Here is a 25,699-nt window from a genome sequence, read left to right as displayed (position 1 = left end):
TACCCAATGCAAGCTTCTATGCAGGGAGTTCCTGCTTATAACGGATTTTGTGCTTTATATCGAATAGCTTCCATTAGCCTGACGGTAAAGACGCAATTAATCGCATCTTTACCGGGGGAAACACCTGGATCTCATAAAGTTCTTAATTCTTAAGAGAATTCTGTTGGTTAAATCACTCTTAAAGTAGACGCGGTAATGTAACTGAATATTACAAAAATAGAGATGTTTGTATGCAGTTTTACTGTCTGGCGACCCAACCTTAAACCGATGCAGCTTATGATTTGGATGCATTCCCTGTTTGTAGCTTGCGAGCATCTACCAGACGCGATCGAGTTAGGGATTTGGACAGCTTCTAGATGAGCAGGACTGCAAGGCAACGATCGTTAGTAGATAAAACTTAGATGGTGATTTTTGCAAGCGCGCTGTCGCGTTTCTAGCAACAAATCTGCGGTTTTATAAAATCTGCGATCGCGACGGTACTTTCGTTTTAGGAGAATCACGAGCGATGAGTTGGTTAGATAGACTTTTTCCCGGAAGTAAGCCTGCTACAGCGGTAACAGGTGCTGTTCCCAAAGCAGCCGCCCCGGCTGCGACTGCGGCAACGGCAAAACCAGCCGCAGCGGCTCCAGCGACATCTATTCCCCCTGAAAAAGTAGGGTTAGATGGAAATTTTGATGAAAGTGGTCTGGCAAAGCGTGTAGCTCTGGCATTTGACCACGATGCCCAACTTGATGATGTGGGTACGCTATGGGTGGCACAACTCAGCAGCAAGGTGGTACTCAAGGGCAAGGTTCCCAATCAGGCATATTTGGATAACGCCATTTCGGTTGCCAGGGGTGTTAAGGGTGCCACAGATGTAGACGCCAGCCAGGTCACCATTGGTTAGGATTGTGCGCCGTGCTGAAGATTGACATCACAGCGCACTCAACGTCATATCAGAATTCCGCAATACCGATTTTTATGGGAGCATGGGGCATTGAGCGTCCTATGTTCCCATTTTGCTGAGGGCTGATGGCGATGGGCGATCGCCCCATCTATCCTCTCTGGCGCGGGGACTGTGCCCCCGGATAGGGATTCCACCCCTGCACCCCGTCCTCATTAACCCTGCAATTGCTATAGGATTACAAATTAAATACAGCGCTTCGCGCTTGGATATGGTTAGATTTTTGGTTGTGTGCCGCGTTCCGCGCGGCACACAACCAAAAATCTGTGGCTTAAGCAATTGACCATGGCTGTAAGTCTTGAATGTTTATGTTTAGAGGCATAGCAACGCCGCGCTTCCAACCATAACCATTCGGGCTGATGCAAGCTACGATCCTGACAAATTAAATGTAGGAGTTGATGTATGGGACTGTTTGACCAAATTTTGGGGGCAATCAATGACCCCAATCAACAAGCCAATGTCGGTCAACTGGGCAATATTTTGAATACGGTGCAGCAACTGTCTAGTACGCAAGGGCTGGATGCGTCTCAGACCCAGGTGCTAATGTCTACGGTAGGAAGCTATGTGCGCTCGTCGTTGCAAGAAAAACGGGCAACGGGTGGTAATGCCGCAGTAGAGTCATTAATCAATCAATTTGCAGGCACTCAGCCGAATGCATCGGCAGTCCAGGCATTGTTACCCCCCGCGCAGCAGCAGCAGTTAGCCCAAACGGTGGCGCAGAAAACGGGCTTAGATCCGGCTATGGTGCAATCGTTGTTGGCGATCGCCGTTCCTGTGGTGCTGAATCTGCTCAGTACGGGCAACCGACAGCAACAAGCTGCACCCCAAGCCGGTGCTGCACCTGCATCTAACTCGGTGTTGAATGCGTTTTTAGATACCGATGGCGATGGCGATGTTGATTTAAGCGATACGCTATCAATGGCGGGTCGATTCCTCAGCCAACGCTAATAGAAGCGATCGCTACAGCACTCATTCTGAATAAAATCCATGAGAATAGTTTTGGGGCGCAGCGAAGCTGCGCCCCAAAACTATTCTTATCAACACGACCTATACGCCATCGAGCAGGGCTTGATCTAAGAGCGATCGCCACTCGCTGATGGCATCCTCTCTCCACAGCCAATCGCGTTCCAGTTCATTGGGTTGTAGGTCTGTGCGATCGGAGACTTGATTGCGCAGGGTACGCGCCTGATCTAATCGGATCTGCTGCTGCTCGGGGTCAAGGCTCGACAATTGCATCCAGGCTAAGGCTTGAATGGCACAACCGGCAGGATTAGTATCACAGTCACTCGGGGCAGTTTCCAGGGTGGCAATGGTTCTTGACCAGCGATCGTCTGCCAAATCTGGACGGGTTTTTCCTTCGACGTAATAGGCAAACGCCAGAGCGTTGCGGTAAAGCTTGGAATCCGGGTCTTGCGCCACTGCCCGTTCCCAAAACTTGCGGGCATCTTCGATGCTATACACCGTGGAATAGCCTTGCCGAACTGCCATCCATGCCAATCGACCACGCAAAAAGGTTGTCATCGGGTCGTCAATTTCCCCGGCGGCTTGCAACGCGCGTTCTGCTAACGCCAACTCATTGCGATCGAGCAACACTTTGACGGCACTATTGCCAACCGCCAGGTTTGTTGCTGCCGTCGAGGGTTGAGCCGCTGCCAGCTCAAAGCGACGGCTGGCGATCGCATTTAGCTCATCGGGTAACACTTGCAGGAGTAATGATTCGTCGAACAGAGGCGAAACGGGTGCAGCAGCGGGTTGAGGGTCAACGTCTGAAGGACGGCGATAGGCAACAGGACGGCGATCGCTAACGGGTACGGCTCGATCGGGTTCTCTGGGGTCTGGTTGGCGGAGATGGGCAGGGGTTGATTCAGGCGGCGCAACGGCGATCGGGGCAGGGGGTTTGGGGCGTGGGGTCATCGCGGGGGGGCTAACACGGTCGGATCTGATCTCGGGGGTCGGGAGTGGGGATGTGGCTGTGACCGGGTCTGGAGTTGGCGATCGCCAGAAGTGCAGCTTGGGAATCAGGGCAATGCTCAAGGCGATCGCCGCAACACCCGCGCCAATCAACGGCAGCAGCAACCACCGATCTGATCCCCGTTGCGACATTGCTGGCTCAGTTTCGCGATCAGGTTCATCGGAGGACATCGGAGGAATCGGTTCGATCTCAGCAGCAGTAGCAGGGATCAGTTGCCCCTCTGTGCCCAGCGGAGTAATGCCGGAGGGCTGGCGGTCAGCAAGATTGGGCAATAGCGGTGGATAAAACGGCACCTGCGGCAAGGTAGGAGCAGGAGCGTCCTGCGGCAAGGCAACCCCCGATGGAAACAAGCCCGACAAAAAGGCTCCGACCGTTTCCTCTAGACCTGGCTGGGAAGTCTCTGCTTCTGCTTCTGTGTCTGGTTCTGTGGCTAAATCGGGTTCGAGAATGGGTTCTACTTCTGCTTCTGCTTCTGCTTCTGGCTCCAAGTCAGGTTGGAGATCTAAAAACGCCAGAGGATCAACGGCTGCAAGACTGGCGTCGGTTGGGGGTGGAGCAGGTGGGGTTGGAACGGTTGGGATAGTTGGAATGAACGGGAAGGGATCGGTAGTGGGAACTGGCGGTGAGGTGAAACTCGGCTGAGGTGATGAAAGACGTTGCACCATATGGGCGATCGCCTCTCCTGACGGTTCATCGACCAGGTCATCCGCTAATTCCTCATCCAGATCTAAATTTTCGTCATCGCTGAGGTCTGCACTATCCAGGGTTTCCAGGCGATCCAACAGATCATCGGCTGTTCCTAACACGGCTTCTGCCATGATTTCTAATTCTCGATCATCCGCGATGGGCAGATAGTCAAACAGGTCAGAGACAGCGTCTTGCCAATTCAAATCGGTGGCAACATCAGCCGTTAGCAGAGAACGAAACAGGCGATCGCCTAGCGGGTCAGCCGTAGGGTCAGCGGTATCGGGCGATCGCTCTGGTTTGACCAGATAGCCATCAAATTCGGGGTGCATATACAGCACAGGCAATGCCCAATACAATTGCTGCGATCCATAGGACGAAATTAAACCCTGACGCGCTCGGTTGAGGCTGAGATCGATCGGATATCCTTGCTTCAAATTGCGATAAAACAGCCGCGACAAATTCAACGCGACATGGTCGGGAATGCGTTCTGCCATCGCCAATACTGCCGGCACCCCACGGCTGATCAATGCCTCTGCCAGGTTCCATCCTTCAATTTCTGCGGTGGGTTCAGGAGCTGCCGTAAATGATCCCTGGCAGGAGTTAAACACTGCCATGTAGACATGGTTATTGACCAACAATCCCGCCAGATCATCGCCTCGCAAAATCTCCGACAGCCCGGTTTCCCGATTAACCAGATAGAGATTGCCCCCCGATGCGCCAAAGGTGCTATGTCCGGCATAGTGAAACACTTGATAGTGTCCCTGTTCTAGCGCTTGCGTCAGTTGTTCGCGCCCCGGTTGTTCTAAAATCGTCAGTTGGATCTCTGGCATCGTTCCCAATGCCGAGGGGGTTGCCCGTTCCTGCCGCAATTCCTCTTGCAACGACAGGGCTTCTTGCTTCAGGTTCAGGCGATCGCGATCGGAGGGAGAGGCGATCGCCATCAAAATTCGCAACGGTTGCCCCGGTTGAATCTGGGGCGGTGCGCCTGTTCCCGCCAATCTCATGCCAGTCAGATAGCGCGAAAACAAAACCGTCTGCCCGGTTGTTAGAGGACGCAGCATCGTTTCCAACGCATCCGACGGACTCAACCGTTCCATCACCTGATCGGTTTCACACAACACTTCCCATGGCAAACGGGGCAAGCGCAATCCGCGTAACCCCAACCGCAAGCGCAACGTTTCACCCCGATTGTGGGCAATACCCTGAGCGGTCACCCAACTATCGCGCAAGCTGCCCCGAAACAGCGCATTGTGAAATGCTTGCCCCAGTCGGACTAAATTTAACGACGAATCGCTGTGCAGTGCCGCTGCCTGAGCCAAACCTGCGGCAGCCGCCAGTGGATCGGCATCTTGCAGCAGCGTCAGCAACGGATCATTGAGCAATTGGTGCGTTTGTGCCAGCCAGGCTTCCACAGACCAATGGCTTTGTTCTTCTGCCAACGGTACGCCCGGTGCAACCCGTTCTGTGCGCACCAAGTAGTTTTCATCACTCAACGGGGTTACAGAGATGTGGAATTCCTGAGTCACGGGTCCAGTCTTCTTACGTGCAGGTGGATAACAAAGGTGGGTGAACCGCTGAATAAACCATCGTTCCGTCGGTAACGGACAACCCATGGAGTCATAGCCCCAGGCGGTAAAGGCTATAGCCTTACGCATTCAGGTGAAGACAAGGGATATGGAGACTTCGCCTCCACGCAGAGGGTTCACCCCTGCACCCCGGCATCATGTAAATGCGTTGCACTCTAAAAAACGAAAATGCTGACCTTGTAGGCAATACCAAAGTGCGATCGCAACCCAATCTGCTTTCATAGCGCTTCGCGCCTGAATAGATCACGGTTGGTATATAAAAGAGCCGCACTAGTGCGCAACTGAAAGGTTCAAGAGGTCTGCCCTTAACGGAGAGCGCAGCCCCCAACCATCCAATTTCTGCCTGAAATTCTGTTTAAATCGGTCTCAGTACTAATTGACTGTGGAGGAAGTATAAAAGGTTCCTCTGCAAACGACAGCCAGTGGATCGATTCCACTATTGGTCAGCAGAGATGTGGTGATGCGAAACCCTTCTTTAGACATTCTACTTTGGATTGAGCCAGATGGGGGTCTCTGATGCTAATTGTTACTTGAGATATGGCGTTCCTGAATCCGTTGCGACAGCGTCCGCCCTTCGGGCGGACGCTTTCGCAACAGGCTATTTTCACCCTAAAGCACAGCCTCCTCAGCATCTGTCTGAAGCGGTAGGCGTAGCAATCTATACAATTTCTCGCCAGCCTGCTTGTTATAACCAGTGGGAACCGTTCCCTCCTGACCCTGACCATGTGCGGCATTGCAGGTATCATCTATCGAAATCCAAGCGATCGCGACCATTTGGGAAGAGATTTGTTATCTCTGATCCAACCCCTTGAAAGTCGAGGTCCCGATTCTTGCGGAGTTGCCCTGTATGCCCCAGATGCGTCACCTCAACAGCTAACCCTGGTGCTCAGGGGACAGGCGAACTGGGCGGGGGTGTTGGAGTGGATTCGTCCCTTTGCCACGATCAAACGGACTGAGGTGCTAGCCGATAGCTGGCGACTGACGGTGGTTTTAGAACCAGGGTTTGATTGGCGTCAGTTTACGCGATCGCTGCATCAGCAATTTCCTGCCCTGCATTTGAGCAGTCTGGGACACGCACTAGAAATTTATAAAGCCGTAGGTGTCGTCGAAAATCTAAGCCGCCACTACCAGGTGGATGCCAGGTCAGGGAGCCACGGCATTGCCCATACGCGCATGGCAACTGAATCGGTGGTTGATATTGAGCATTGCCATCCCTTCACCGCAAACATTGACCTATCGATTGTTCACAACGGACAGATTTCTAACTATTACAAACTGCGGTTTCAACTGGAACAGGCAGGCATTGTCTTTGAAACGCAAAATGATTCAGAGGCGATCGCCCATTTTATTGATTACCAACGGCGGCTGGGGCATTCTCTGGAGATTGCTCTAGAAAAGTTTCTCACCGCAGTCGATGGGACGTATACCTTCCTGGTTGCCACGGCGGATCAAATGGCTCTGGTGCGCGACAAATTTGCTGCCAAACCCGCCGTAATTTATGAAACAGACGATTGTGTGGCGATCGCCTCTGAATATCGAGCATTTCTAAGACTGCCTGACTTTAACCCCAATGCCACCCTGCGCGAACCTGATGCCGGAGAAATCAACATCTGGACAACCGTTTCTGCACCGCGTGACGTACCCGTGGGAGTAGGAGGATAGGCGATCGCCTATCTTTACAGCAGTTTTCAATTGCATAAGCTACAGATTTTTTGTTGTGTGCCGCGCTCCGCGCGGCACACAACAAAAAATCTAAACAGATCCAGGCGCGAAGCGCTGTAAGACACAACGTTTTACCCGTGCCTCATTGCATCGCGAGACTCATACGTTGGGATTCATGTCATGATTTTGGGTGGTGTGGGCAATGCCCGCACCACCCAAAATCATGATCTTTTTATGTAAACCTGCTCATGCGTTTAATCTTATATAGCAAGCCGGGATGTCACTTATGTGAAGGGTTACAAGAGAAGCTAGAGCAAATTCATCATTTGGCATTTGATCTAGACATTCGCGATATCACCACCCAACCCGACTGGTTTCAAGCCTATCAATACGAAATTCCAGTACTGGTTTTAGAGCAAGAGGCTGAACCGCGATCGCCTGTTCCCCTACCACGTCCGTCGCCGCGTGCCTCCGTGACTCAATTGGCGCAGATGTTACAGAAATATGGTTGCCCTAGTAAGGCAGAATAGTCCTCTTGAACTGTGTTTTTTGATTGAGTGTGTGCGTAGGCTACAGCTATCGATAGAATCGGCAAACTGTGAGTAGGTGTTGATATGAAGCTAAGAGAGTTATTAGAACAGATTGACGGAAACTTCTCTTTTGCAGAACATCCGGCGCTCGATCAAGAAGTCAAAGGATTGGCGACCAATTCTCATGCCTGTCAGCCTGGGGATGTATTTATCGGCATGCCCGGAACACGGGTGGATGGGGGTGAGTTTTGGATGAGTGCGATCGCCGCAGGGGCGATCGCCGCTTTCGTGTCGGTAAGCGCGGCTGAGAAACATCCCCCGACGGGTGAATCGGCATCTGCCTGTGTGATTGTGATGGATGATCTGTGGCGGGTCTGCGCTGAAGTTTCGGCAGCATTTTATGGCTACCCAGCCAAACAATTACACCTGGTAGGCGTAACGGGCACCAATGGCAAAACGACTACAACTCATCTGATTGAATTTTTCCTGCAACAGGCGCACCAATCCGTTGCCCTGATGGGGACGTTGTATACCCGGTGGGCAGGATATCAGCACACTGCCGTCCATACCACCCCGTTTGCTCTGGAATTGCAAGAACAGCTTGCTGCTGCCGTCACCGCAGGTTGCACCGCTGCCGTCATGGAGGTGAGTTCTCATGCGCTATCTCAGGGTAGAGTCTGGGGATGTCCGTTTGAGGTGGGTGTATTTACCAACCTGACCCAGGATCATCTCGACTACCACCGTGATTTAGAAGATTATTTTGCGGCAAAGGCATTATTGTTTAACCCGGATTATCTCAAAGGTCGGGCTGTGATCAATCACGATGACCCTTACGGGCAACGGTTGATCGCTCAGATGGAACGCGATCGCCTGTGGTCGTATAGCGTACAAGATACGACTGCGGATCTATATACCCGCGAGTTAACCTATGGGGTCGATGGAGTTGAGGGTATTTTGCACACGCCCAAGGGTGAAATTGCCTTTCGTTCTCCCCTCGTAGGACAGTTCAATCTCTCGAACCTGCTGGCAGCAGTCGGTGCAGCATTGCATCTGGGGGTTGAGTTAGAGGCGATCGCTCATCACTTACCCGACTTTACCGGCGTGCCAGGTCGGATGGAGCAGGTTCAGATTGCGGCGGATCAAGATATCAGCGTCATCGTAGACTATGCCCACACGCCCGATAGTTTAGAAAATATGCTGAATGCAGCTCGACCGTTTATTCAGGGGCGGATGATCTGTGTATTTGGCTGTGGCGGCGATCGCGATCGTACCAAGCGCCCTCAAATGGGTGGCATTGCAGCCCGTTTAGCAGATTGGGCGATCGTTACCTCCGACAATCCCCGCACTGAAAATCCAGACCGAATTTTGCAAGATATCGTCGCCGGTATTCCGGAAACGGTTACCCCGTTAGTCATTGCCGATCGGGCAGACGCTATCCGCAGAGCCATTTTAGAGGCAAAACCGGGGGATGGCGTATTAATTGCCGGTAAAGGGCACGAAGACTATCAAATTTTGGGCACTGAGAAAATTCATTTTGACGATCGAGAGCAGGCACGGGCTGCCCTAGCCGAGCGGCTATCTTAGGTCGATGACAACGCTTCGCGCTTGTTTTTGGTGTGTGCCGCGCTCAGCGCGGCACACATTGTTTCTGTACTGCACGAACTTGTACACCGCTATGTAAGAACTCAGGAAATTTCTGAAAAAGATGTTACCTCCTGTAAGGGCGAAGCATTCGTTAGATAGTCTTTGGTAAATGGTGAAAATCATAGTTCGAATGCTTCGCCCCTCCGATCTGCGGGGATGACTTTTTCTAGAAATCGCCTAATACCAATCTTTTATGAAGTTGCGCCAAACTAGAACCCCCTGTAGTCCCCCTTGGCAAGGGGGACGGCGACAGCCGGGGGTTGAATAAGGCGCAGCTTCACATTAAATCGGTATAAGAGCAGGATCAAGGGTAGCCCCCTCCATCCTGCTGCTTAATCCGTTCAGCTCAGGAATCAGCTGACACAAAGCTGTAGCTAGCGCATTGCAGCATTTGTGCCTGATATGCAGAAAATTCTCATCATTGGTTCCGGCGGCGCAGGCAAATCAACTCTGGCGCGACAATTGAGCCAATTGCTCAACATTAACCTGGTTCACTTAGATGCACTGTATTGGCAACCCGGTTGGGTGGAGACGCCTAAAGCAGAATGGCGTGCGATCGTTCAAACTGTTCTGGAGCAAGATGCCTGGGTGATCGATGGCAATTTTAGTGGCACGCTGGATCAGCGGCTTCAGGTTGCAGACACGGTTATTTTTCTTGATTTTTCCCGTTGGCTATGTATTTGGCGAGTGATCAAACGCTGTTGGATGTATGCCGGACGCACTCGACCGGATATGGGAGCGGGTTGCCCTGAGAAAATTGATTGGGAATTTTTGCAGTGGGTTTGGACGTATCGCGATCGCCGTCGGTCTGCCATTTTAGACAAGCTGAGACAGGTGGAAACCGAGAAGCGCGTGTTGATTTTGCGATCGCCTGCTGAGGTCAACCACTTCATCCAACACTTGTCTTAGAATTTTACCGTTGGTAGAGACGCGATGAATTATGTTTCCGACAGAATCACGTCTCCACCATCCGCCTAAACCGCCGCTGCTAACGTCGTCTGCCGAATATTTTCGATCAATTCGTGCAATCCATCCAGATTCAGCCGATAGCTGAGCGGATGGGCAATCAACCGAGCAGTACTTTCATACAGGCGATCGATTTCCAGCAAGTTATTTTCTTTCAGGGTTTTACCTGTTGCCACTAAATCGACGATCGCTTCCGACATTCCCGTAATCGGACCCAACTCAACCGAACCGTAGAGAGGAATAATTTCAACGGGTAAATCTAAGCCATCAAAATATTCACGGGCACAGTTGACAAACTTAGACGCCACCCTACAATGGGGCGGCAACTCCACCGCAGAACGGTAGGAACTTGATGCTTTGACCGCCACCGACATCCGGCATCGCCCAAATTTGAGATCAACAAGATGAGCAACCTGGGGTTGTTTTTCGCGCAAAATGTCATAGCCAACAATACCCAGCTGTGCCTGCCCATATTCAACATAAACGGGCACATCGTAATTGCGGACTAAAAACGCCTTCGCCACTCGCCGAGTATCCCAAATTTCGAGTTGGCGGTTAGAAGAATCGAGAAAGGCACTGAAATCTAAATCGACCGATTGCAACAGACGAATACTGTCTTCAAGCAACCCGCCTTTAGGCAAGGCGATCGTAAGCATAAACTCCTTCCAAGGTTTTTATCGTCTGGTTCGCTACCACAGCATTGCTTAAGAGTGGGATGAATTTGAACGTGAACCCTTTGGGTTCACGTTCAAATTCATCCCTAAAATCAGCAACGCCCGCTGCCGCTTCATCAAGAAGTGGGGTTCGTATTCATTGTCCTATTAACCTGACAATTCAGGATCTATAGCAATCTCAAATAGAGGGTGAGAGGCGCACCCCTGCGGGGTGCGCCTCTCACAACACAAACATAATTCACCTGGGCAGGAAGCACTATAAATAGTGTGTAACCGATACGTCATGCCCCACAATATCCAAATTCTGACCAGATCCTGACAATTGAAGCGATCGCCTTCATCGGCAGAGCTTAATAGCCGCATGAATGTGCAGGTGAACCCTTCGGGTTCACCTGCACATTCATCCCTAAAATCAGCAACACCCTTTCTGCGATACCTGACTTCTTGCGACCGAAGAGTAAACTGAAGAAATTGCCAGAACACTGACCCTATGCAGTCGAAGTCGTTGCGCGTGACTGTGAGCTTAGAAGCGGAAACCTGGGAGGAGGCGATCGCCGATCTCCAGGGTCGTTTTCTGCGAGTGACGAAGGCGGGGTGTAAGGTGGTGCGTCAGGTCACGGAGTTTAATCTGGCGGCTCTGCTCCAGGCGTTGATCGACGATTGGAAAAGTGGCAAAGTTGCCTATGGTAAAGGCGACATCACGCTCAGTTTTGGGTCAAAAGGATTAGCACCTGTTGCCGATTTAGTCGTGTATAAACCCACCGCAGGCGATCGCTTTATCTACTCCAAACCGCCAACTGCCGAGATTCCTCAGGCTACTGCAACACAACTGGAGTTACAAAGCAGTGCCGCACCGCCAGCCAACACCGCCACCCAGGATCTACTCCAGACCTTGACCCAAACAGTGCAGATGGCGATCGCAGCCTTTGGCGAACTGACGGAGAACCAACGCGCCGTTGAAAGCCGCATCCAAACGCTGATCAGCCAAAATGCCGAACTGAAACGCCAGCTAGACGAACAAGAAAGCGCCTTTGCTCAGATTGTTGCCACCCAAATTACAACCACGGCTCTGCATTTTAGCCAGCGATTAGACGACCTCAAAGCACAGATAGACGTGCTGACGACGCAGGTACAGCAACTCGATGACCTGGCAGACGAGGTCGAACCGATCCCCCAGACCGAAGCCGAATGGCTCAGCCGCATCAAGCAAGCCTGGGGAACCGTGGGAGACTACGAGCAATACAGCAGCAGCTATCGCGATGCCAATGCTGAAACTCCCATCTACCCGATCCCTGATTGGATTGCCCTGTGCGAACTGGACTGGGCACGAAAACTATCGCCTACCCTGGCAGTGCTGCATCACTTGATTAACGACGAAGGCGGCATCGGCTATGAAGGAGCCAATATTTTGCACCAATTTGGGCGGCACCTTGATCCCCAAACTGGCGATCGCTATTATGTCTACCGCCGCAGCGGGTTTAGCCCCTATGATGCTCTGTGGCAAACGGTGCGCAATCCCGACCATTCATGGCTGCCTGAAATTCACTTGATTGCCACCCGTGTGGCAAAACACCATCCGGATATTTTTCAATTATTTGGGTGGGAACCCGAGGCGATCGCCAGTCTAGACAGTGTGGTTGAACGGGCACAACGCGAACAAAAATCGACCTACAACAGCCGCAATTCACATCCCCAATCCCCTGGAGAAACCCTGAGCGATTATTTAGAACTGTTGAATATTGGTCCCTTCAGCCCCATCACAGTAGAAGCCATTAAACGTGCCTACCGACAAGCGATGAAAACCGCCCATCCCGATATTGGTGGCAGCAAAGAACATGCGCAACGAGTGAATGAAGCGTACGAAGCAGTCTTACGTCATTACTTTCCCCAGGCAACCTGACCATCCGTCACATCGCAGTCGTTCAGTACAGAGACGGTGTTGTGGGGCGCTCCGCGCCCCACAACACCGGACTGAATCAACCCGCACAGCGCTATAGATCAAACAAAGTAATCTGCGACCGTCAGCACTCCGGCACGCCGATCACCCGTGTTGAACTCGATGCCGGTGACGTTAACCAGTAGATCGGTCTTCGCTGAAAAGCCGATAGAGCCGTCATTCACCGAAAGGTACGTTTTGCCTTTCCAGGTAAACACGACCGCTTCATTGGCTTTCAAGGCTTGCTTGCCGCGCTGACGCTGGTTTTTATCCGCATAGGCAGAAGTTGCCGCATCGCTCAACCGGGTACCCCTTTCGACACCGGAATTAAACAGGCGGCTGGGGAGATTGGGCGTGGTTACCTTGTTGTCGAAATCGAGTTGGACGCGATCGCCCTCTGCCACACTGAAATCCAGCACCCGATCCATCGACTTCAGCACCGAATTGGATAACGCTGCTTTCTTCGTACCACCTTTGTAGATAAAGCGATCGCCTCCTGCACCCCCAATCAACCGATCGGCTCCTTTGCCACCATTTAGCCCATCATCACCCAGACCGCCCAGTAATCGGTCGTTGCCACCCAACCCCAAAATCGAGTCGTTGCCATCACCACCCGTCAGGGTTTCCCCGGCTTTAGTGCCCACAATCGTTTGATTTTCCAGATCGAGGATAGTGAGCGTGGCATTCTTTTGACCACCCACAGTGGTGCCAACGGGATTAGACACCTGTAACACAACGGTTTCGTTGCCTTCGACCAGAGTATCGTCGGTGATGGTGATGGTGGCAGTAGCTGTCGTTTGACCATCCGCAAACGCAACAGTAACCGGGAGTCCCGTAAAATCGCTGCCACTCGTCGCCGTTCCGCCAGTCGCCAGCACGTCTACCGTGACCGCACCCGCAGACCCCCCGGTGCGCACTAAGCTAATGGCGATCGCCGTGCCATCTTCACTCACTCGATAGGTAGCGTTGCCAAACGCCACCGTACCCGCAGCGGGTACATCATCATCCAAAATCGTCAGCGTAGCGCCGTCCTGCGCTGCCAATACAGCACCCGATGGATTAGATAACGACAACAAAACGCTCTCATCCCCTTCAACCAACGTGTCGTCGGTGATGTTGATGGTAGCGGTAGCCGTGGTTTGACCATCAGCAAAAGAAACGGTAACGGGAACTCCAGCAAAATCACTGCCTGCCGTTGCGGTTCCCCCGGTCGCCGTTAGATCTACTGTCAGCGCACCTGTCGATCCCCCTGTACGCACCAGGTTAATGGCGATCGCCGTGCCATCTTCCGAAACTTCATAGGTAGAATCCCCAAAGGCGATCGCACCCGTTGGTGCTTCGCCAACCGCAAGTCCTCCTAACCCCGTTGTGCCCACGCCAATATTGCCCAACAGCGTAGCCGCTCCAGTGTTGAGATTGATCTGGTACAGTCCAGTCGTTCCCCCTACCGTTAAGGCTGCTAACCCTAACCCATTAGCCGCCGTGTTGGACGTCGCAACCTTGACCCCCTTAGAAATATCGAAACCATTGACAGCCGTGAAATCTAAGGGACTGCCGTTGAGCGTAATGGCGACGCCTGAGGTTTGGGTGCCGCTGTTGGGTGGCGTTTGAATGAATAGCTGATCGGTGGTGGCATCCAGCGTGTATTGCGTGGTTGCCGTTGTTCCCGCAAAGCTATTGGTGTAAGCCGTTCCATCAACCCCAGTTGCGCCCGTATTGATAGTACCGTCTGTGTTAGTTCCAGTGACACTGCCTGCCGTTCCGCCATTGTCGCCATCCACAGGGGCTCCTGTAATGGGATTGATGCGAAAGTTCAGACCTGTACTTGTCACAACGCGAATCCGATCGACCGTTGGGTTGAAGTCAACGCCATAGCCCGTAGCCGGTAAATCTACCGGATTGCCCCCGGCATCAACAAAGGCAATGCTGCTGGCTACTCCTACCACCGTGGCGGCACCCGTCTGGGGATCAATCATGTATGCAGTTCCGGTGTTAGCAGCGGCGTCTACACCCAAACCAAACAACTGTCCGGTGGCAGGTCGAAAATCGATCCCGACTAATGTTTCACCGGCCGTAATGTTGGCGATCGCCACCGTCGTTACCGTTCCGGGAGTAGCACTGTTAAAGCGCAGCAAGTTCGCGCCCGTAGCATCTAACCCAATCACAGGCGCACCGTTAGCCACGGCTTCACTTTGAACCGCAAACCCTTGCACTGGCAGCGTACCCGTGCCAATGGGTCCAACCAGCGTTGCCGCTCCAGTAGACAACTCAATCGCGTATAAATTGGTCACACCCCCCACCGTCAGCGATGCCAGAGCTTGTCCCGTCGCGGCTGTGCCAGAGGTGGCAACATTCACCCCAGACGGCACATCAAATCCGCTGACAGCCGTAAAATCTAGCGGCGATCCGTTGAGCGTAATCGTCAATGGACTGGTCTCCGTGCCGCTGTTTGGGGGCGTCTGGATGAACAAACTATTGCTAACCGCATCCAGCACATATTGCGTGGTTGCCGTCGCATTGGCAGCGTTGTTGGTGTACGCTGCCCCATCTACCGTAGTGGTGCCACCATTAATCAAGCCATCGGGGTTTAGCCCGGTCACACTGCCTGCGGCACCGCCCAAATCACCATCAATAAAAGCTCCGGTATTGGGGTTGATGCGGAAGTTCCAGCCACTATCTGTAACCACACGAATGCGATCGACCGTTGGGTTAAAATCAAACCCCACATTACCTGAGATCACAACGGGATTGCCCATCGCATCCACAAACGTGCCTGTCGTGCCGATCGCCGTCGCTACACCCGTCTGAGTGCTAATGGCATACAGCTGGAGACCGCCAGCGCCATTGCTCGCCAGTCCATAGAGCATGCCATTTTGCGGTCGAAAATCAATGCCCACCAGCGTTTCGCCACCTGCCAAGCCACTAATCGCCAGGGCGCTACTGGTCGTATCCGGGTTGGTTGTATCAAAGGCTATTAAACTGTTGTCGCTCAAAACATAGGCAACACTTAAAACCCCGGCATAGCTCTGCTGAATTTCTGGCGTAAACGCGAGGGATGCCGTCACAGAGCCAATGTGTTGATCTAAGTGCCAATATCCCTGCCCGACGAGTTGACTGGATGCGGCAATATTAGCTCCCGTGAGGGTGTGCAGTGCTTGTAGCAGTCCAGTCCAGCCCTGTTCGGCAACACGACAGCCATAGATCAAAATGTCTGCACAGGGGGCTAATGCCTGACGCCATTGCTGGAGGCGATCGCCATAGTGACTCAAGGTTTCCAGATTCAGTGGAGTATTGCCCAGATGCAACTGACCCGGACTGCCGTGGGCAACTAAATGGATTTCCTGGATGTCGTGATGAGTCTGTAAGATGTCGTGCTGCAAGATGTCATTAATTTGGTCAATGCCATCGCGATCGCTCTCTAACAAAACCACTCGACGTCCCGGTTTTACCTGCTCGACCAGGCTTTGGTAATCTGTGACACTGCGATCAATGAAAACATAAGACATCATATTCATTGTTTTTCTCCTGCACTAATCCAATCAAGGGTTGTTGAAGAGCCAATTGCTCAGTTATTCAGGCAGCAAAAATCAGCCCTCCCAACCCCCGGTCAGGGTGGTGACGGCAACTTTTTTCTTCTATGAAGGCATGCCCAATCAATCGCTGCTGTGATGGAGTACGCGAAAATCACAGAATCGGATGCAGCTAACGGAGACTAGAAAGAATGAGGTTGAGTCGCGCCAGGGTGCTCAGATTTCAACCCGTTTGTAGCTAAGCTCTCAAAAAAGTTACGTTATTCTAGAAATGATGGATTGAATAAATTGAATAAACTTCCGAGTTTTCTTGAAACGTTGTGATCCAACGACCGACTCCAGGGGCGCAAACCTTAAATGGTGCAACATATCACTCCCTGTTAAAACGTTGCAGCTTCCTACGGAGTTGGTATAAAGGAATTACCGTATTTTTCTCTTCAGTCTGTCGGCTCTAGCTTCAGTGAGGACAACATGACTTGGCGCGGTTCCACCACCCCTCTCGATCGAACATTTGCTTGCTTGCCCTATCTCATCCCGTTGATGGATGCCATCCTGTCTTACGGTAGCGACGCAGGTGGCATTGGATTTTTTAACCAGTTTCCTGACTTGCGCATTTTGTTAATTCCCCTTCTGCCTTTTCTGCTGATTTATCAATTCATCCTCACATCCTTGTCATTTGGTGGGATGGGCTTGGGCGGACTTGTGCTCTTTTTCGCACTTTTCTTCTTCGTGGTGAGAAACGAATCCATCAATCACTTCATCCGCTTCAATACGATGCAGTCGATCATCATTGGCATCGTATTAAGTTTGTTTGGGATCATCTGGTCTTATGCCCTAGCGCCGATTATCGGAGATGGATTAATTGCAGAGACGTTGTTTAACGTAGTCTTATTAGGAACGGTTGCAGCAGTCGGTTATTCTGTTGTGCAGTCGGTCATGGGTCGCTATGCGGAAATCCCGACCCTATCAGATGCGGCTTATATGCAAGTCCGATAAAAGATTGCCAGATCGACAGCTCGTAACGGTTTGAGGTTTTATGAGAGAGCCGCGCTCCGCGCGGCTCTCTCGCAACAATGTACACTTCACATCCTTGAGAGTGGCTATGGTTTGGGGGCGCGACGGCTCTGCCGTCGCGCCCCCAAACTATATAGTGATTCAGGACGGTGTTGTGGAGCGCTCCGCGCCCCACAACACCGTTTCAGTACTAGAACAAACGTGATGCGTTATGCCGTTTGATTGTCAGGCACAGACGATGAGATAGGACGGATAATCACTAAATTTTCCAGGGAGCCGATGCCCTCAATTTCTACTCGAACGCGATCGCCAACCTGCACGGGTCCAATTCCTTCGGGAGTTCCCGTAAGAACGACATCTCCAGGGAGCAACGTCATCACCTGGCTGATATACGCCACCAAAACGTCCGGTGGAAAGGTCATTTCCTCAATCGAAGCAGACTGGACGGGCGTCACGTCATCATTTAGAAACGTTTGCAGACGCGCACCGGGGCTTAACTCCCGTACGATCCATGGTCCCAGCGGGCAAAACGTGTCAAACCCTTTCGCTCTGGTCCATTGCCCATCCTTGCTTTGCAAATCTCTGGCGGTGACATCATTGGCGATCGTATACCCCCAAATTTTAGAGCGGGCTTCTTCTGGGGTGCAATCAACACAGCGATCGCCAATCACCAACGCCAGCTCCCCCTCATAGTCCACCCGCTGCGACTGCGCTGGATAATAGATCGCTGCTCCCGTCGCGATAATTGATGTCGAAGGCTTAATGAACAATAACGGCTCTTTGGGTGCGGCTCCGCCCATCTCAGCGGCGTGTTTGGCATAATTTTTGCCAATCGCTACAATTTTAGAGGGAGCGCAGGGCGCAAGCAGTTGATAACTCTCTGCCGCCAACTCTTGGTCAGTAGGTTGCCCTTTCAACCAGGGAGGCGCATCCAAAACCCGAACCTTTCGATCAAGGTTCAACAAGCCGTAATGGAGATGCCCAGTTTTGGATTGAACTCGGACATAGCGCTGTGCCATAGTGGATTGACTCTACCTGGTATATGATTGTAATTCCTTGCCTCTGCCTTGAAGGTGCTTAATGGAGAACCACCGTCTTTGACAGTTTCTCTATTCTCCTAGAACGAGCAATCTTTTTTGAGCAGAAGCCACTTGTCCATAAGGAGATTATCACGATGAATTTCTACGAAACGATGTATATCCTCCGTCCTGATTTGGGGGATGACCTGGTAGATCAGGCGATCGCCAAATATCAAACCCTACTGAAAGACCAGGGTGCCGTCGAAATTGAGACTCAGCATCGCGGCAAACGCCGTCTGGCTTACACCATTCAAAAGCAACGCGAAGGCGTTTACGTCCAGATGAACTATCAAGCAGCGGGTAACGCCGTTGCTGTCCTTGAGCGTTCCATGCGGTTAAGCGAAGAAGTGATTCGCTATCTAACCGTTAAGCAAGATATGCCTGTTGCTAATTGAGCCTTCAGTCGGGTGGTAATCCGCAATGAAACTTTCAAAGAAAACTCTTGAGCAACGCCAAGATCACCTCTACGATGTCATCATCGTCGGGGGTGGGGCAGGGGGTCTGTCTGCGGCAATCTATTTGCAGCGGTACCGGCTCTCGTGTTTGGTGATTGAAAAAGGGCGAGGACGCTCTTTTTGGATGCAAGACCTGCGAAATTATTTAGGATTATCACCCAACACCCCAGGTCGCGAGATCCTCTTGCAGGGGCAAGATCATGCGTTAGATTTGGGCGCAGATCACCTGCGGGGGTTTGTGGAAGAGGTGCAGGACGAAGGCGACACCTTCGCGGTGCGGGTCAAAGTGGGCAAGCAAGATAGTGTCTATCCGGTGTTTCGGTCAAAATACTTAATTGCTGCCAGTGGCATCATTGACCATCTGCCTCAACTCGAAAACATGCAGAATGTTTACGATTATGCCGGGTTTAACCTGCATGTCTGCATGATCTGCGATGGCTATGAAATGGCAGATAAGCGCTGTGGCTTATTTGTCAATTCTGAAGGAAATATCAACACTGCGTTTGTGTTGAATTGGTTTACACCATATATCACCGTGTTTACCCACGGGTTAACTGAAGTCAGCGCAGAGATGCGCCAGAAGCTCAATGAGTATGGGTTCCCCTTAGTCGAATCCCCGATTCGGCAATTTCTGGGGCATAACCACGAAATGACGGGTGTAGAGCTAACCGATGGTTCTATCGTTGAGTTAGAAACCGGACTGGTGGCAATGGGCTCTCACTATTACAATGAGTATCTTAAAGATCTACATCTCGAATCGAAAGGCAATAATCTGGTCACAGATTCGATGTGTCGGACGTCTCATCCCAGGGTGTTTGCGGTCGGAGATTTAAAAGAAGGTCTCAATCAGGTGTCAATTGCAGTGGCAGATGGTACATTAGCTGCAACGGCAATCTGGAGAGAGATTCGTCGAGCCTCCCCTCCCCGCCGGTGGCAAGAAAACCTTGTACAGCCTATTGGAGCCGTAACGTGAGCCAAACAGTTACCCCAACTCTTCCCGTACTTCAGGCAGAGACTGCGCGTTTGCGCGATGAATTGCAGGTGCGAGATCAACTGGTACAGCAGTTGTCTCAGGAATTATTTCGGTTAGTGAAAGGCAATGCCAGTCTTGCACCCAAACCTGAGCTGTCTGAACGACACATGGCAGAAATGCGGGCACTGCGAGAGCAACTGCAAAGTGTCGAACAGCAAGTATTATTTTATCAAGAGCAAATTGCCGAGAAAGATGCAGAGATCTATCAACTGCGTCAGTCTAGCCGCGAGTTAGCCGAACGCGCTCGCATGTTAGAGCAAGTCGTGCAAGAATTACCTCGAATTTATAAAGAGAAATTTGCAGAACGCATGGCTCCGTTGCGAGAAAAAGTGGCGATGATTCAGCGCGAAAACCGACAACTTCATGCGGAATTGCAAAGTGTTAGCTATCGCCTGGCAGTGAGAAATCGCCAAAAATCGCAAATTGATCTGCCAAGTTTTCCGAGGGGTGGCATTGGCTCCTCGCCGATCCCTACCTTTGGCAATATCTAGTGGCTCATGTTCTGATTGTGGTTGATCCTGGGGTGGATGAGCAGGTCAAACGTTCCCCAGAGGCTTCTGAGTTGTCACGTGTGGCGATCGCCATGCAACAGGCAATTCACCACAGCTCACCCGATATAGACATACAGATTGTGGCAGCAGATGCCGTTTCGGTGGCACCCGGTTCTGAGCTGCAAGATGCGATCGTGTGTCCGTTGACGCTGGCGTTGCCCGACGCCTGGACAGCCCCCGAACAAGCTCTCTATGCCGCTTGTCGAGATGTAGAAGCTCTGCGACATCAAGTACAGCAGTTAGGATATTCTGTTGGCTCCGGGATATTCTGGTTGCCGATTGTCTGGACGGTGAAGGGACCGTTGTATGCCGAGATCATCACCCCAGTCGATCGGTCTTCCTTGTGGCAATCTGCGGCGATCGCTCCATCGAGTGGCTATTACCAACCGTTGCATCTGTCAGATCGTTGGCGTCAAGCAGTCTATCAAATGGGTTATCGGGTGTTGCGATCGCTCCCCGCAGTACCTGCCACCTATCTGATTCAGTTTGGGTTTCAGGGCGACCAGGTACAGTTCGATCGACTGTTGCCATTTCCGGCGGCACCTGCGATCGCGAGTCTTGGAGTTCAAACCCCCGACTTATTTACCTGCCACTGGCATTGCCGGATCGGTAAACCCATTCTAGATCTGACGATTTTCAATACAACAGCAGGGAAAGTCTACGACCCCTCAATGTCCTGAGGATCACAGATGCCTGAACGTGTCATTCTGGGTCGTCCTAAAAAAATCACGACATGATCCATTGTGAAAGCGATCGCCTTTCGGGCGATCGCTTTCACAATGGATTGAGAATCGCTGGAGTGCCTCGCACCTGGATAGATTGCGGGTATTGAGTGAGAGCCACGCTCCGAGTGGCTCTCACTCAATACCGTGGACGTTAAGCCATTGAGAATTGCTATATTGCCGATTCAGGCGAATACCGTGGAATATGCGATAGGCATCTCTAACAAGTTAGTGCTAAGGTAACAGAAGGTAAAGGACGATTTTCAGAAACCCTGTGATTGACTCTCAGCAAATCTTCAGCAGAGAGAATTGACATCTCCACTACCACTCATTACAAGATCACGAGAAAGCTTTATTAAGTTTTTTGAAGGCTGTGTTGCATGTCATTTGAGCTGATCTCTTTAGAAACGATTCAAGAACTTGCCCGTCAGTATGGATATGCCACAGTCTTGTTTGGGATCATGCTTGAAAATATGGGCATCCCGATCCCCGGAGAAACCATTACCTTGGCGGCTGGTTTTTTGGCAGGAAATGATGAATTGACGTACTGGGGCGTTTTGGGCAGTGCTGTCACTGGAGCTGTGATTGGCGATAGCTTTGGCTATTGGGTGGGTTATTACGGCGGTTGGGCATTGCTGACGCGTCTCGGAAAAATCTTTAAAATCGACGAAGAGCAGTTGCACACTGTGCGCAAGCGCTTCAGCCAAAATGCTCCTCAAGCCGTCTTCCTGGGGCGTTTTGTGGCATTGCTGAGAATTTTTGCCGGACCCCTGGCAGGGATTGCCCAAATGCCTTACCCCAAGTTCTTGCTCTACAACATTGCAGGGGCAGCACTCTGGGCCAGCACGACGGTTACAGCGGCTTACTTTATCGGACGGGTGGTAGCGCTCGATCAGATTGTTCAGTGGGTCAGCCAGCTGGGAGCCTTAGTTTTAGTGATGATTGCAGGGGCGATCGCCGTCTCGGTTTGGCTAGAGCGTAGAATTAAGCCTGCAAAACCCGTAGAGTCTCAGGAATAGTTATGGATCAGCCTGTTTCGCCAGCGAATGCTGTAGAACCCGCTCCAGTCGATACGGTCGTTGAGTCAGCCTCAGGAACGACAGCGAGCGATGAACCCTCACCTGCTTCAACCTTACCCCCAGAACCCAAGCCCAGTTACGTCAAGCTGGCAATGCGCAATATGGTGCGTAAGCGGGGTAAATCGCTATTTCACTTTGCCCTGACGACGATCGGACTGTTGGGCTTGTTCGTCGGTTTAGCCTATCTAACCCGGTGAGGATGCAGAATGACCCCAGTGCAATCTGTTCGGGTTGAAGTCAATCTTCAGGATTATTTTTTTGCCGAGTCAGACGATCTGGCGATCGCCCCTGAGTCCTCAGATTCCACTCAACCGCATCCACCAGCGATCGCCCCACCTATCCCCAGTGCAACCTGGTCAAGCTGGTTTCAAACCTGGATTGAACACCTCAATCCAGAGATGTCTCCTGTCTCTCTGTATGAACTGAGTTTGCGATTGACGAGCGATGCTGAGATCCACACGCTCAATCAACACTATCGCAACCAGGATAAACCGACCGATGTGCTGGCATTTGCGGCGCTAGAGGTCGATTGTCCGCCAGTCGCAGACCTGCACGCGTCTGACCCAACCTATTTGGGCGATATCGTCATTTCTGTAGACACTGCCCAGTTGCAAGCGCAAGAAAATGGACATTCTCTAGAAAAAGAGTTAGCTTGGCTAGCAACCCATGGTTTACTTCATTTGCTTGGATGGGATCATCCTGACGATGAAAGTTTGCATGAAATGTTGCACCAACAAGCCGCATTACTACAGACAGTAGGTTTAGATGTTCAGTATGCTGGATGAGCAGCAAAAAAAGCTTATAGGGTAGCAATTCTCACTAAAGCCGAAATAAGCTGTAACATAAATGCAACTGAATTTAATACTTGCGTAGAAGTAGATAAATAAAGTGGCGGGAGTAAAACTTACCGATCCCGCATGGTGCTTCTGCTAATTCGTTCGTACGGAACTGATCTGCCTATGCCTCCAGAACTCTCAACAGAGACTCCTGCTCGTCCCGCTCCCCTGATCCACCCTCCCAATCGAGAGCTGGCTTGGCGAGTGGCTGCTAATCTGATCACCAGTTTTAGGTATGCCTGGGCTGGGATTAGTTATGCCTTTCAGACGCAACGTAATTTCCGGATTCATCTGTTTGTCGGCAGTACGGCGATCGCCCTTAGCTTTTTACTCAAACTTGGATCGATCGAAATTGCCATTATTGGGTTGACGATTGGAGCTGTGTTAACGATGGAACTATTAAACACAGCGATTGAATCGGTGGTGGATCTGACAGTAAAGCAGAGCTACCACGAGCTGGCAAAAATTGCTAAAGATTGCGCCGCTGGCGCTGTTTTAATCTCAGCTGTTGCCGCTATATTTGTGGCGGGTTCATTATTGCTGCCACCTCTATTAGAAGCTTCTCAAACTGCGATCGCCACGCTGTCTGCCTACTGGTCGCACTTGTGATCCAGTCGTCTTCCTAGTCCTTTGCTGCCAATGCCATGATTCTTGTCATCGACAACTACGATAGCTTTACCTATAACCTGGTTCAATATCTGGGTGAATTGGGGGCTGAATTAGCGATCGCCTCAGATATCCAGGTTTATCGCAACGACCAGATTTCTCTGGCGCAAATCCGTAAACTTCAACCCGATGGCATTGTCATTTCTCCGGGGCCCGGACGACCAGAAGACGCGGGCATTTCCCAGGCGCTGATTAAAGAGCTGGGGGCTGAATTTCCCATCCTGGGTGTCTGTTTGGGTCATCAAGCCATCGGTCAAGTCTTTGGCGGCGAAATTGGCTCTGCGGCGGAGTTGATGCACGGCAAAATTTCTCCCATCCATCACACGGGCGTGGGCGTATTTGCTGGATTAGAAAATCCATTCGTGGCAACTCGATATCACAGCCTGGTGATCGACCGCGACACCTGCCCCGATTGCTTAGAAATTACAGCCTGGGTAGAAGACGGAACCATTATGGGCGTTCGTCACCGTCAATATCTGCACATCCAGGGTGTTCAGTTTCACCCAGAAAGTGTGCTGACGGTTTCGGGTAAGCAACTGTTGAAGAACTTTTTGACATCCATTCGCAGTATGGTCGCCAGCCGATAAGGCTTTGCCAGCGAATAATATTCTCGTTCGTAGGGTGCGTTAGGCGATCGCCGTAACGCACCGCAATTGCATTTTCTGAGTTCTCGTATATAGCAGTATGCAGGTTCGTTACGTACAGAAACGGTGTTGTGGGGCGCTCCGCACCCCACAACACCGTACTGAATCAACCTGCACAGCGCTATAGCGGTGAGCGTAAGTCGTTCAATGGGGTGCTCACCCTGGGGCGCAATCTAGTATTACAAACACTAAATTTTGCACCATGGGGGTTTGGGGGCTGCGCCGCCGAACCCCCCTAAAACTTTTGAGTTGGTGTACTAGGGTTCAGTCGTCAGGGTGAAATAAAAAGTGGTTCCCAGGTTGGGCTGAGACTCAACCCAGATATTGCCCTTATGATGTTCTACGATTTTCTTGCAGGTCGCTAAGCCAATGCCTGAACCGGGATAGTCTTGGGCAGAGTGAACCCGTTGAAAGACCTCAAAAATTCGCTTGAGATAGTCTGTCTCAATGCCAATGCCGTTGTCTTGAATGCGAAATAGCCAGTGTTCTTGCTGCGAGGTGGCAGAGATCTGGATCAGTGGTTGAGTGTCAGAACGGGTGAACTTAATGGCGTTGCCAACCAGATTTTGGAAGAGCTGGATCAGTTGAATTTCATTGCCCAAGACTTTGGGTAACGGATCGTAGGAGATCTGGACTTGTTTTTCTGCGATCGCCATGCGCAAATTATTGATCGCCTGTTGCAAGACATCATTACAGTCTACCCATTCAAATGCCTGCACCTGTTTGCCCACCTGGGCGTAGCTCAATAGGTCTTGAATCAACCGTTGCATCCGCCCACCGGCTTCCACAATGCGGGTTAAATATTCGACCGAACTCTCGGTAAGGGTGGGTTGATCTTTTAGCAAAATCAGTTTGGCAAAGCCCGTGATGCTCTGCAAAGGCTGTTGTAAATCGTGGGAAACAACATAGGCAAATTGTTCTAGCTCTTGGTTAGAACGAGCCAGGTCTTCGTTTTGGGCATAGAGCTGACGTTGCAAGCGATGCAGCCGCAGTTGATTTTCGACCCGAGCAATCACCTCTGCTTCTTGAAAGGGTTTGGTAATGTAATCTGCGCCCCCAATTGAGAAGGCTTTGACTTTATCAAAAATATCGTCTAGAGCACTAATAAAAATGACGGGAACTTCGCAGGTTTTGGTATCAGACTTTAACACCTGACAAACTTCATAGCCGTCCATTTCAGGCATTCTGATATCTAATAAAATCACCTCAGGAAGATCAACATGCACCGAGGCGATCGCCTGCTGTCCATCTCTTGCCTTACGTACTTCGAATCCATGTTTTGACAACAGTGCAGATAAAACCCGCAGGTTATCGGTCACATCATCCACAATTAAGATATTGCCACGGGATGAGAGTGCTTGATAGTACGTCATTTTCTTCTCTGTTGCATTAACGAAATATAGACTCAAAATCTCGGAGGAGCATGAACTGAGGAACCTGGGCATTTTGGTGGTGAAAGCGCCGTAACACCGTACTAGTCATCACACAAT

General features: G+C 51.3%; 22 protein-coding genes. 17 read left to right on the top strand and 5 right to left on the bottom strand.

All coding sequences use genetic code 11. The features are described 5' to 3' along the window. Positions 1-505: 505 nt before the first annotated feature. Together ACR6Z4_RS24120 and ACR6Z4_RS24115 are read left to right on the top strand one after the other, a co-directional pair. Entirely contained in the window at positions 506-886 is a 381-nt protein-coding gene (locus tag ACR6Z4_RS24120; RefSeq protein ID WP_479719888.1) for a phospholipid-binding protein, read from the top strand. A 459-nt stretch (positions 887-1,345) separates the two neighbouring features. Further along, positions 1,346-1,891 carry a DUF937 domain-containing protein gene (locus ACR6Z4_RS24115; protein WP_479719887.1) on the top strand — a complete coding sequence of 182 codons (546 nt, stop codon included), beginning with the start codon at positions 1,346-1,348 and terminating at the stop codon, positions 1,889-1,891. A 99-nt stretch (positions 1,892-1,990) separates the two neighbouring features. Here the strand turns inward: ACR6Z4_RS24115 and ACR6Z4_RS24110 are convergent, their stop codons facing one another. After that, positions 1,991-5,257: a CHAT domain-containing protein gene (locus tag ACR6Z4_RS24110; protein ID WP_479719886.1), complete on the bottom strand. Its 3,267-nt coding sequence runs from the start codon at positions 5,255-5,257 to the stop codon at positions 1,991-1,993. Between the two features lie 654 nt (positions 5,258-5,911). Here ACR6Z4_RS24110 and ACR6Z4_RS24105 point away from each other — a divergent pair. From ACR6Z4_RS24105 to ACR6Z4_RS24090, 4 genes are all read left to right on the top strand, one after another. Beyond that, entirely contained in the window at positions 5,912-6,850 is a 939-nt protein-coding gene (locus ACR6Z4_RS24105; RefSeq protein ID WP_479719885.1) for a class II glutamine amidotransferase domain-containing protein, read from the top strand. A 248-nt stretch (positions 6,851-7,098) separates the two neighbouring features. After that, complete coding sequence (locus tag ACR6Z4_RS24100) at positions 7,099-7,380, top strand: glutaredoxin family protein (protein ID WP_479719884.1); 282 nt, start codon at positions 7,099-7,101, stop codon at positions 7,378-7,380. 84 nt (positions 7,381-7,464) lie between these two features. Continuing rightward, complete coding sequence (locus ACR6Z4_RS24095) at positions 7,465-8,964, top strand: UDP-N-acetylmuramoyl-L-alanyl-D-glutamate--2,6-diaminopimelate ligase (protein ID WP_479719883.1); 1,500 nt, start codon at positions 7,465-7,467, stop codon at positions 8,962-8,964. A 462-nt stretch (positions 8,965-9,426) separates the two neighbouring features. Then, positions 9,427-9,933, top strand: coding sequence for a DNA topology modulation protein (locus tag ACR6Z4_RS24090; protein WP_479719882.1), 507 nt, complete (start codon positions 9,427-9,429; stop codon positions 9,931-9,933). 65 nt (positions 9,934-9,998) lie between these two features. Here the strand turns inward: ACR6Z4_RS24090 and hisG are convergent, their stop codons facing one another. Next, entirely contained in the window at positions 9,999-10,646 is a 648-nt protein-coding gene (gene hisG, locus ACR6Z4_RS24085; RefSeq protein WP_479719881.1) for an ATP phosphoribosyltransferase, read from the bottom strand. A 508-nt stretch (positions 10,647-11,154) separates the two neighbouring features. Here hisG and ACR6Z4_RS24080 point away from each other — a divergent pair. After that, on the top strand, positions 11,155-12,564 hold the full coding sequence (locus ACR6Z4_RS24080; protein ID WP_479719880.1) for a J domain-containing protein: 1,410 nt from the start codon (positions 11,155-11,157) through the stop codon (positions 12,562-12,564). Positions 12,565-12,662: 98 nt separating this feature from the next. Here the strand turns inward: ACR6Z4_RS24080 and ACR6Z4_RS24075 are convergent, their stop codons facing one another. Beyond that, positions 12,663-16,115, bottom strand: a complete 3,453-nt coding sequence (locus ACR6Z4_RS24075; protein ID WP_479719879.1) for a DUF4394 domain-containing protein — start codon at positions 16,113-16,115, stop codon at positions 12,663-12,665. A gap of 486 nt (positions 16,116-16,601) precedes the next feature. Here ACR6Z4_RS24075 and ACR6Z4_RS24070 point away from each other — a divergent pair, with 486 nt between their 5' ends. After that, the gene (locus ACR6Z4_RS24070; RefSeq protein WP_479719878.1) at positions 16,602-17,126 is read left to right on the top strand and encodes a Tic20 family protein; all 525 of its coding nucleotides are present in this window, start codon (positions 16,602-16,604) and stop codon (positions 17,124-17,126) included. A 227-nt stretch (positions 17,127-17,353) separates the two neighbouring features. Here the strand turns inward: ACR6Z4_RS24070 and ACR6Z4_RS24065 are convergent, their stop codons facing one another. Beyond that, positions 17,354-18,163, bottom strand: a complete 810-nt coding sequence (locus tag ACR6Z4_RS24065; RefSeq protein ID WP_479719877.1) for a fumarylacetoacetate hydrolase family protein — start codon at positions 18,161-18,163, stop codon at positions 17,354-17,356. A gap of 155 nt (positions 18,164-18,318) precedes the next feature. Between ACR6Z4_RS24065 and rpsF the strand changes: the two genes are divergently transcribed. The 9 genes from rpsF to ACR6Z4_RS24020 all read left to right on the top strand — a co-directional run bounded on the left by rpsF (position 18,319) and on the right by ACR6Z4_RS24020 (position 24,152). Continuing rightward, the gene (gene rpsF / locus ACR6Z4_RS24060) at positions 18,319-18,618 is read left to right on the top strand and encodes a 30S ribosomal protein S6 (protein WP_479719876.1); all 300 of its coding nucleotides are present in this window, start codon (positions 18,319-18,321) and stop codon (positions 18,616-18,618) included. 25 nt (positions 18,619-18,643) lie between these two features. Next, positions 18,644-19,651 (top strand): NAD(P)/FAD-dependent oxidoreductase, encoded by a 1,008-nt coding sequence (locus ACR6Z4_RS24055; protein ID WP_479719875.1) that lies wholly within the window; start codon positions 18,644-18,646, stop codon positions 19,649-19,651. Continuing rightward, entirely contained in the window at positions 19,648-20,202 is a 555-nt protein-coding gene (locus ACR6Z4_RS24050) for an Npun_F5560 family protein (RefSeq protein ID WP_479719874.1), read from the top strand. The genes ACR6Z4_RS24055 and ACR6Z4_RS24050 overlap by 4 nt, the downstream gene beginning before the upstream one ends. Continuing rightward, positions 20,202-20,942, top strand: a complete 741-nt coding sequence (locus tag ACR6Z4_RS24045) for a hypothetical protein (RefSeq protein WP_479719873.1) — start codon at positions 20,202-20,204, stop codon at positions 20,940-20,942. The genes ACR6Z4_RS24050 and ACR6Z4_RS24045 overlap by 1 nt, the downstream gene beginning before the upstream one ends. 422 nt (positions 20,943-21,364) lie before the next feature. Then, positions 21,365-22,003, top strand: coding sequence for a DedA family protein (locus ACR6Z4_RS24040; protein WP_479719872.1), 639 nt, complete (start codon positions 21,365-21,367; stop codon positions 22,001-22,003). A gap of 2 nt (positions 22,004-22,005) precedes the next feature. Further along, the gene (locus tag ACR6Z4_RS24035; RefSeq protein ID WP_479719871.1) at positions 22,006-22,260 is read left to right on the top strand and encodes a DUF3285 domain-containing protein; all 255 of its coding nucleotides are present in this window, start codon (positions 22,006-22,008) and stop codon (positions 22,258-22,260) included. Positions 22,261-22,269: 9 nt separating this feature from the next. Next, a complete protein-coding gene (ybeY, locus tag ACR6Z4_RS24030) occupies positions 22,270-22,848 on the top strand; it encodes an rRNA maturation RNase YbeY (protein ID WP_479719870.1) in 579 nt (192 codons plus the stop codon). 174 nt (positions 22,849-23,022) lie between these two features. After that, the gene (locus ACR6Z4_RS24025) at positions 23,023-23,508 is read left to right on the top strand and encodes a diacylglycerol kinase family protein (RefSeq protein ID WP_479719869.1); all 486 of its coding nucleotides are present in this window, start codon (positions 23,023-23,025) and stop codon (positions 23,506-23,508) included. 35 nt (positions 23,509-23,543) lie between these two features. After that, complete coding sequence (locus ACR6Z4_RS24020; RefSeq protein ID WP_479719868.1) at positions 23,544-24,152, top strand: anthranilate synthase component II; 609 nt, start codon at positions 23,544-23,546, stop codon at positions 24,150-24,152. A 314-nt stretch (positions 24,153-24,466) separates the two neighbouring features. Here ACR6Z4_RS24020 and ACR6Z4_RS24015 read toward each other — a convergent pair whose 3' ends face one another. After that, complete coding sequence (locus ACR6Z4_RS24015) at positions 24,467-25,582, bottom strand: ATP-binding protein (protein WP_479719867.1); 1,116 nt, start codon at positions 25,580-25,582, stop codon at positions 24,467-24,469. Positions 25,583-25,699 lie beyond the last annotated feature (117 nt).

It is taken from the genome of Calyptranema fuscum S582 (assembly GCF_055793305.1).
This window is presented reverse-complemented; position numbering and strand designations above follow the sequence as displayed.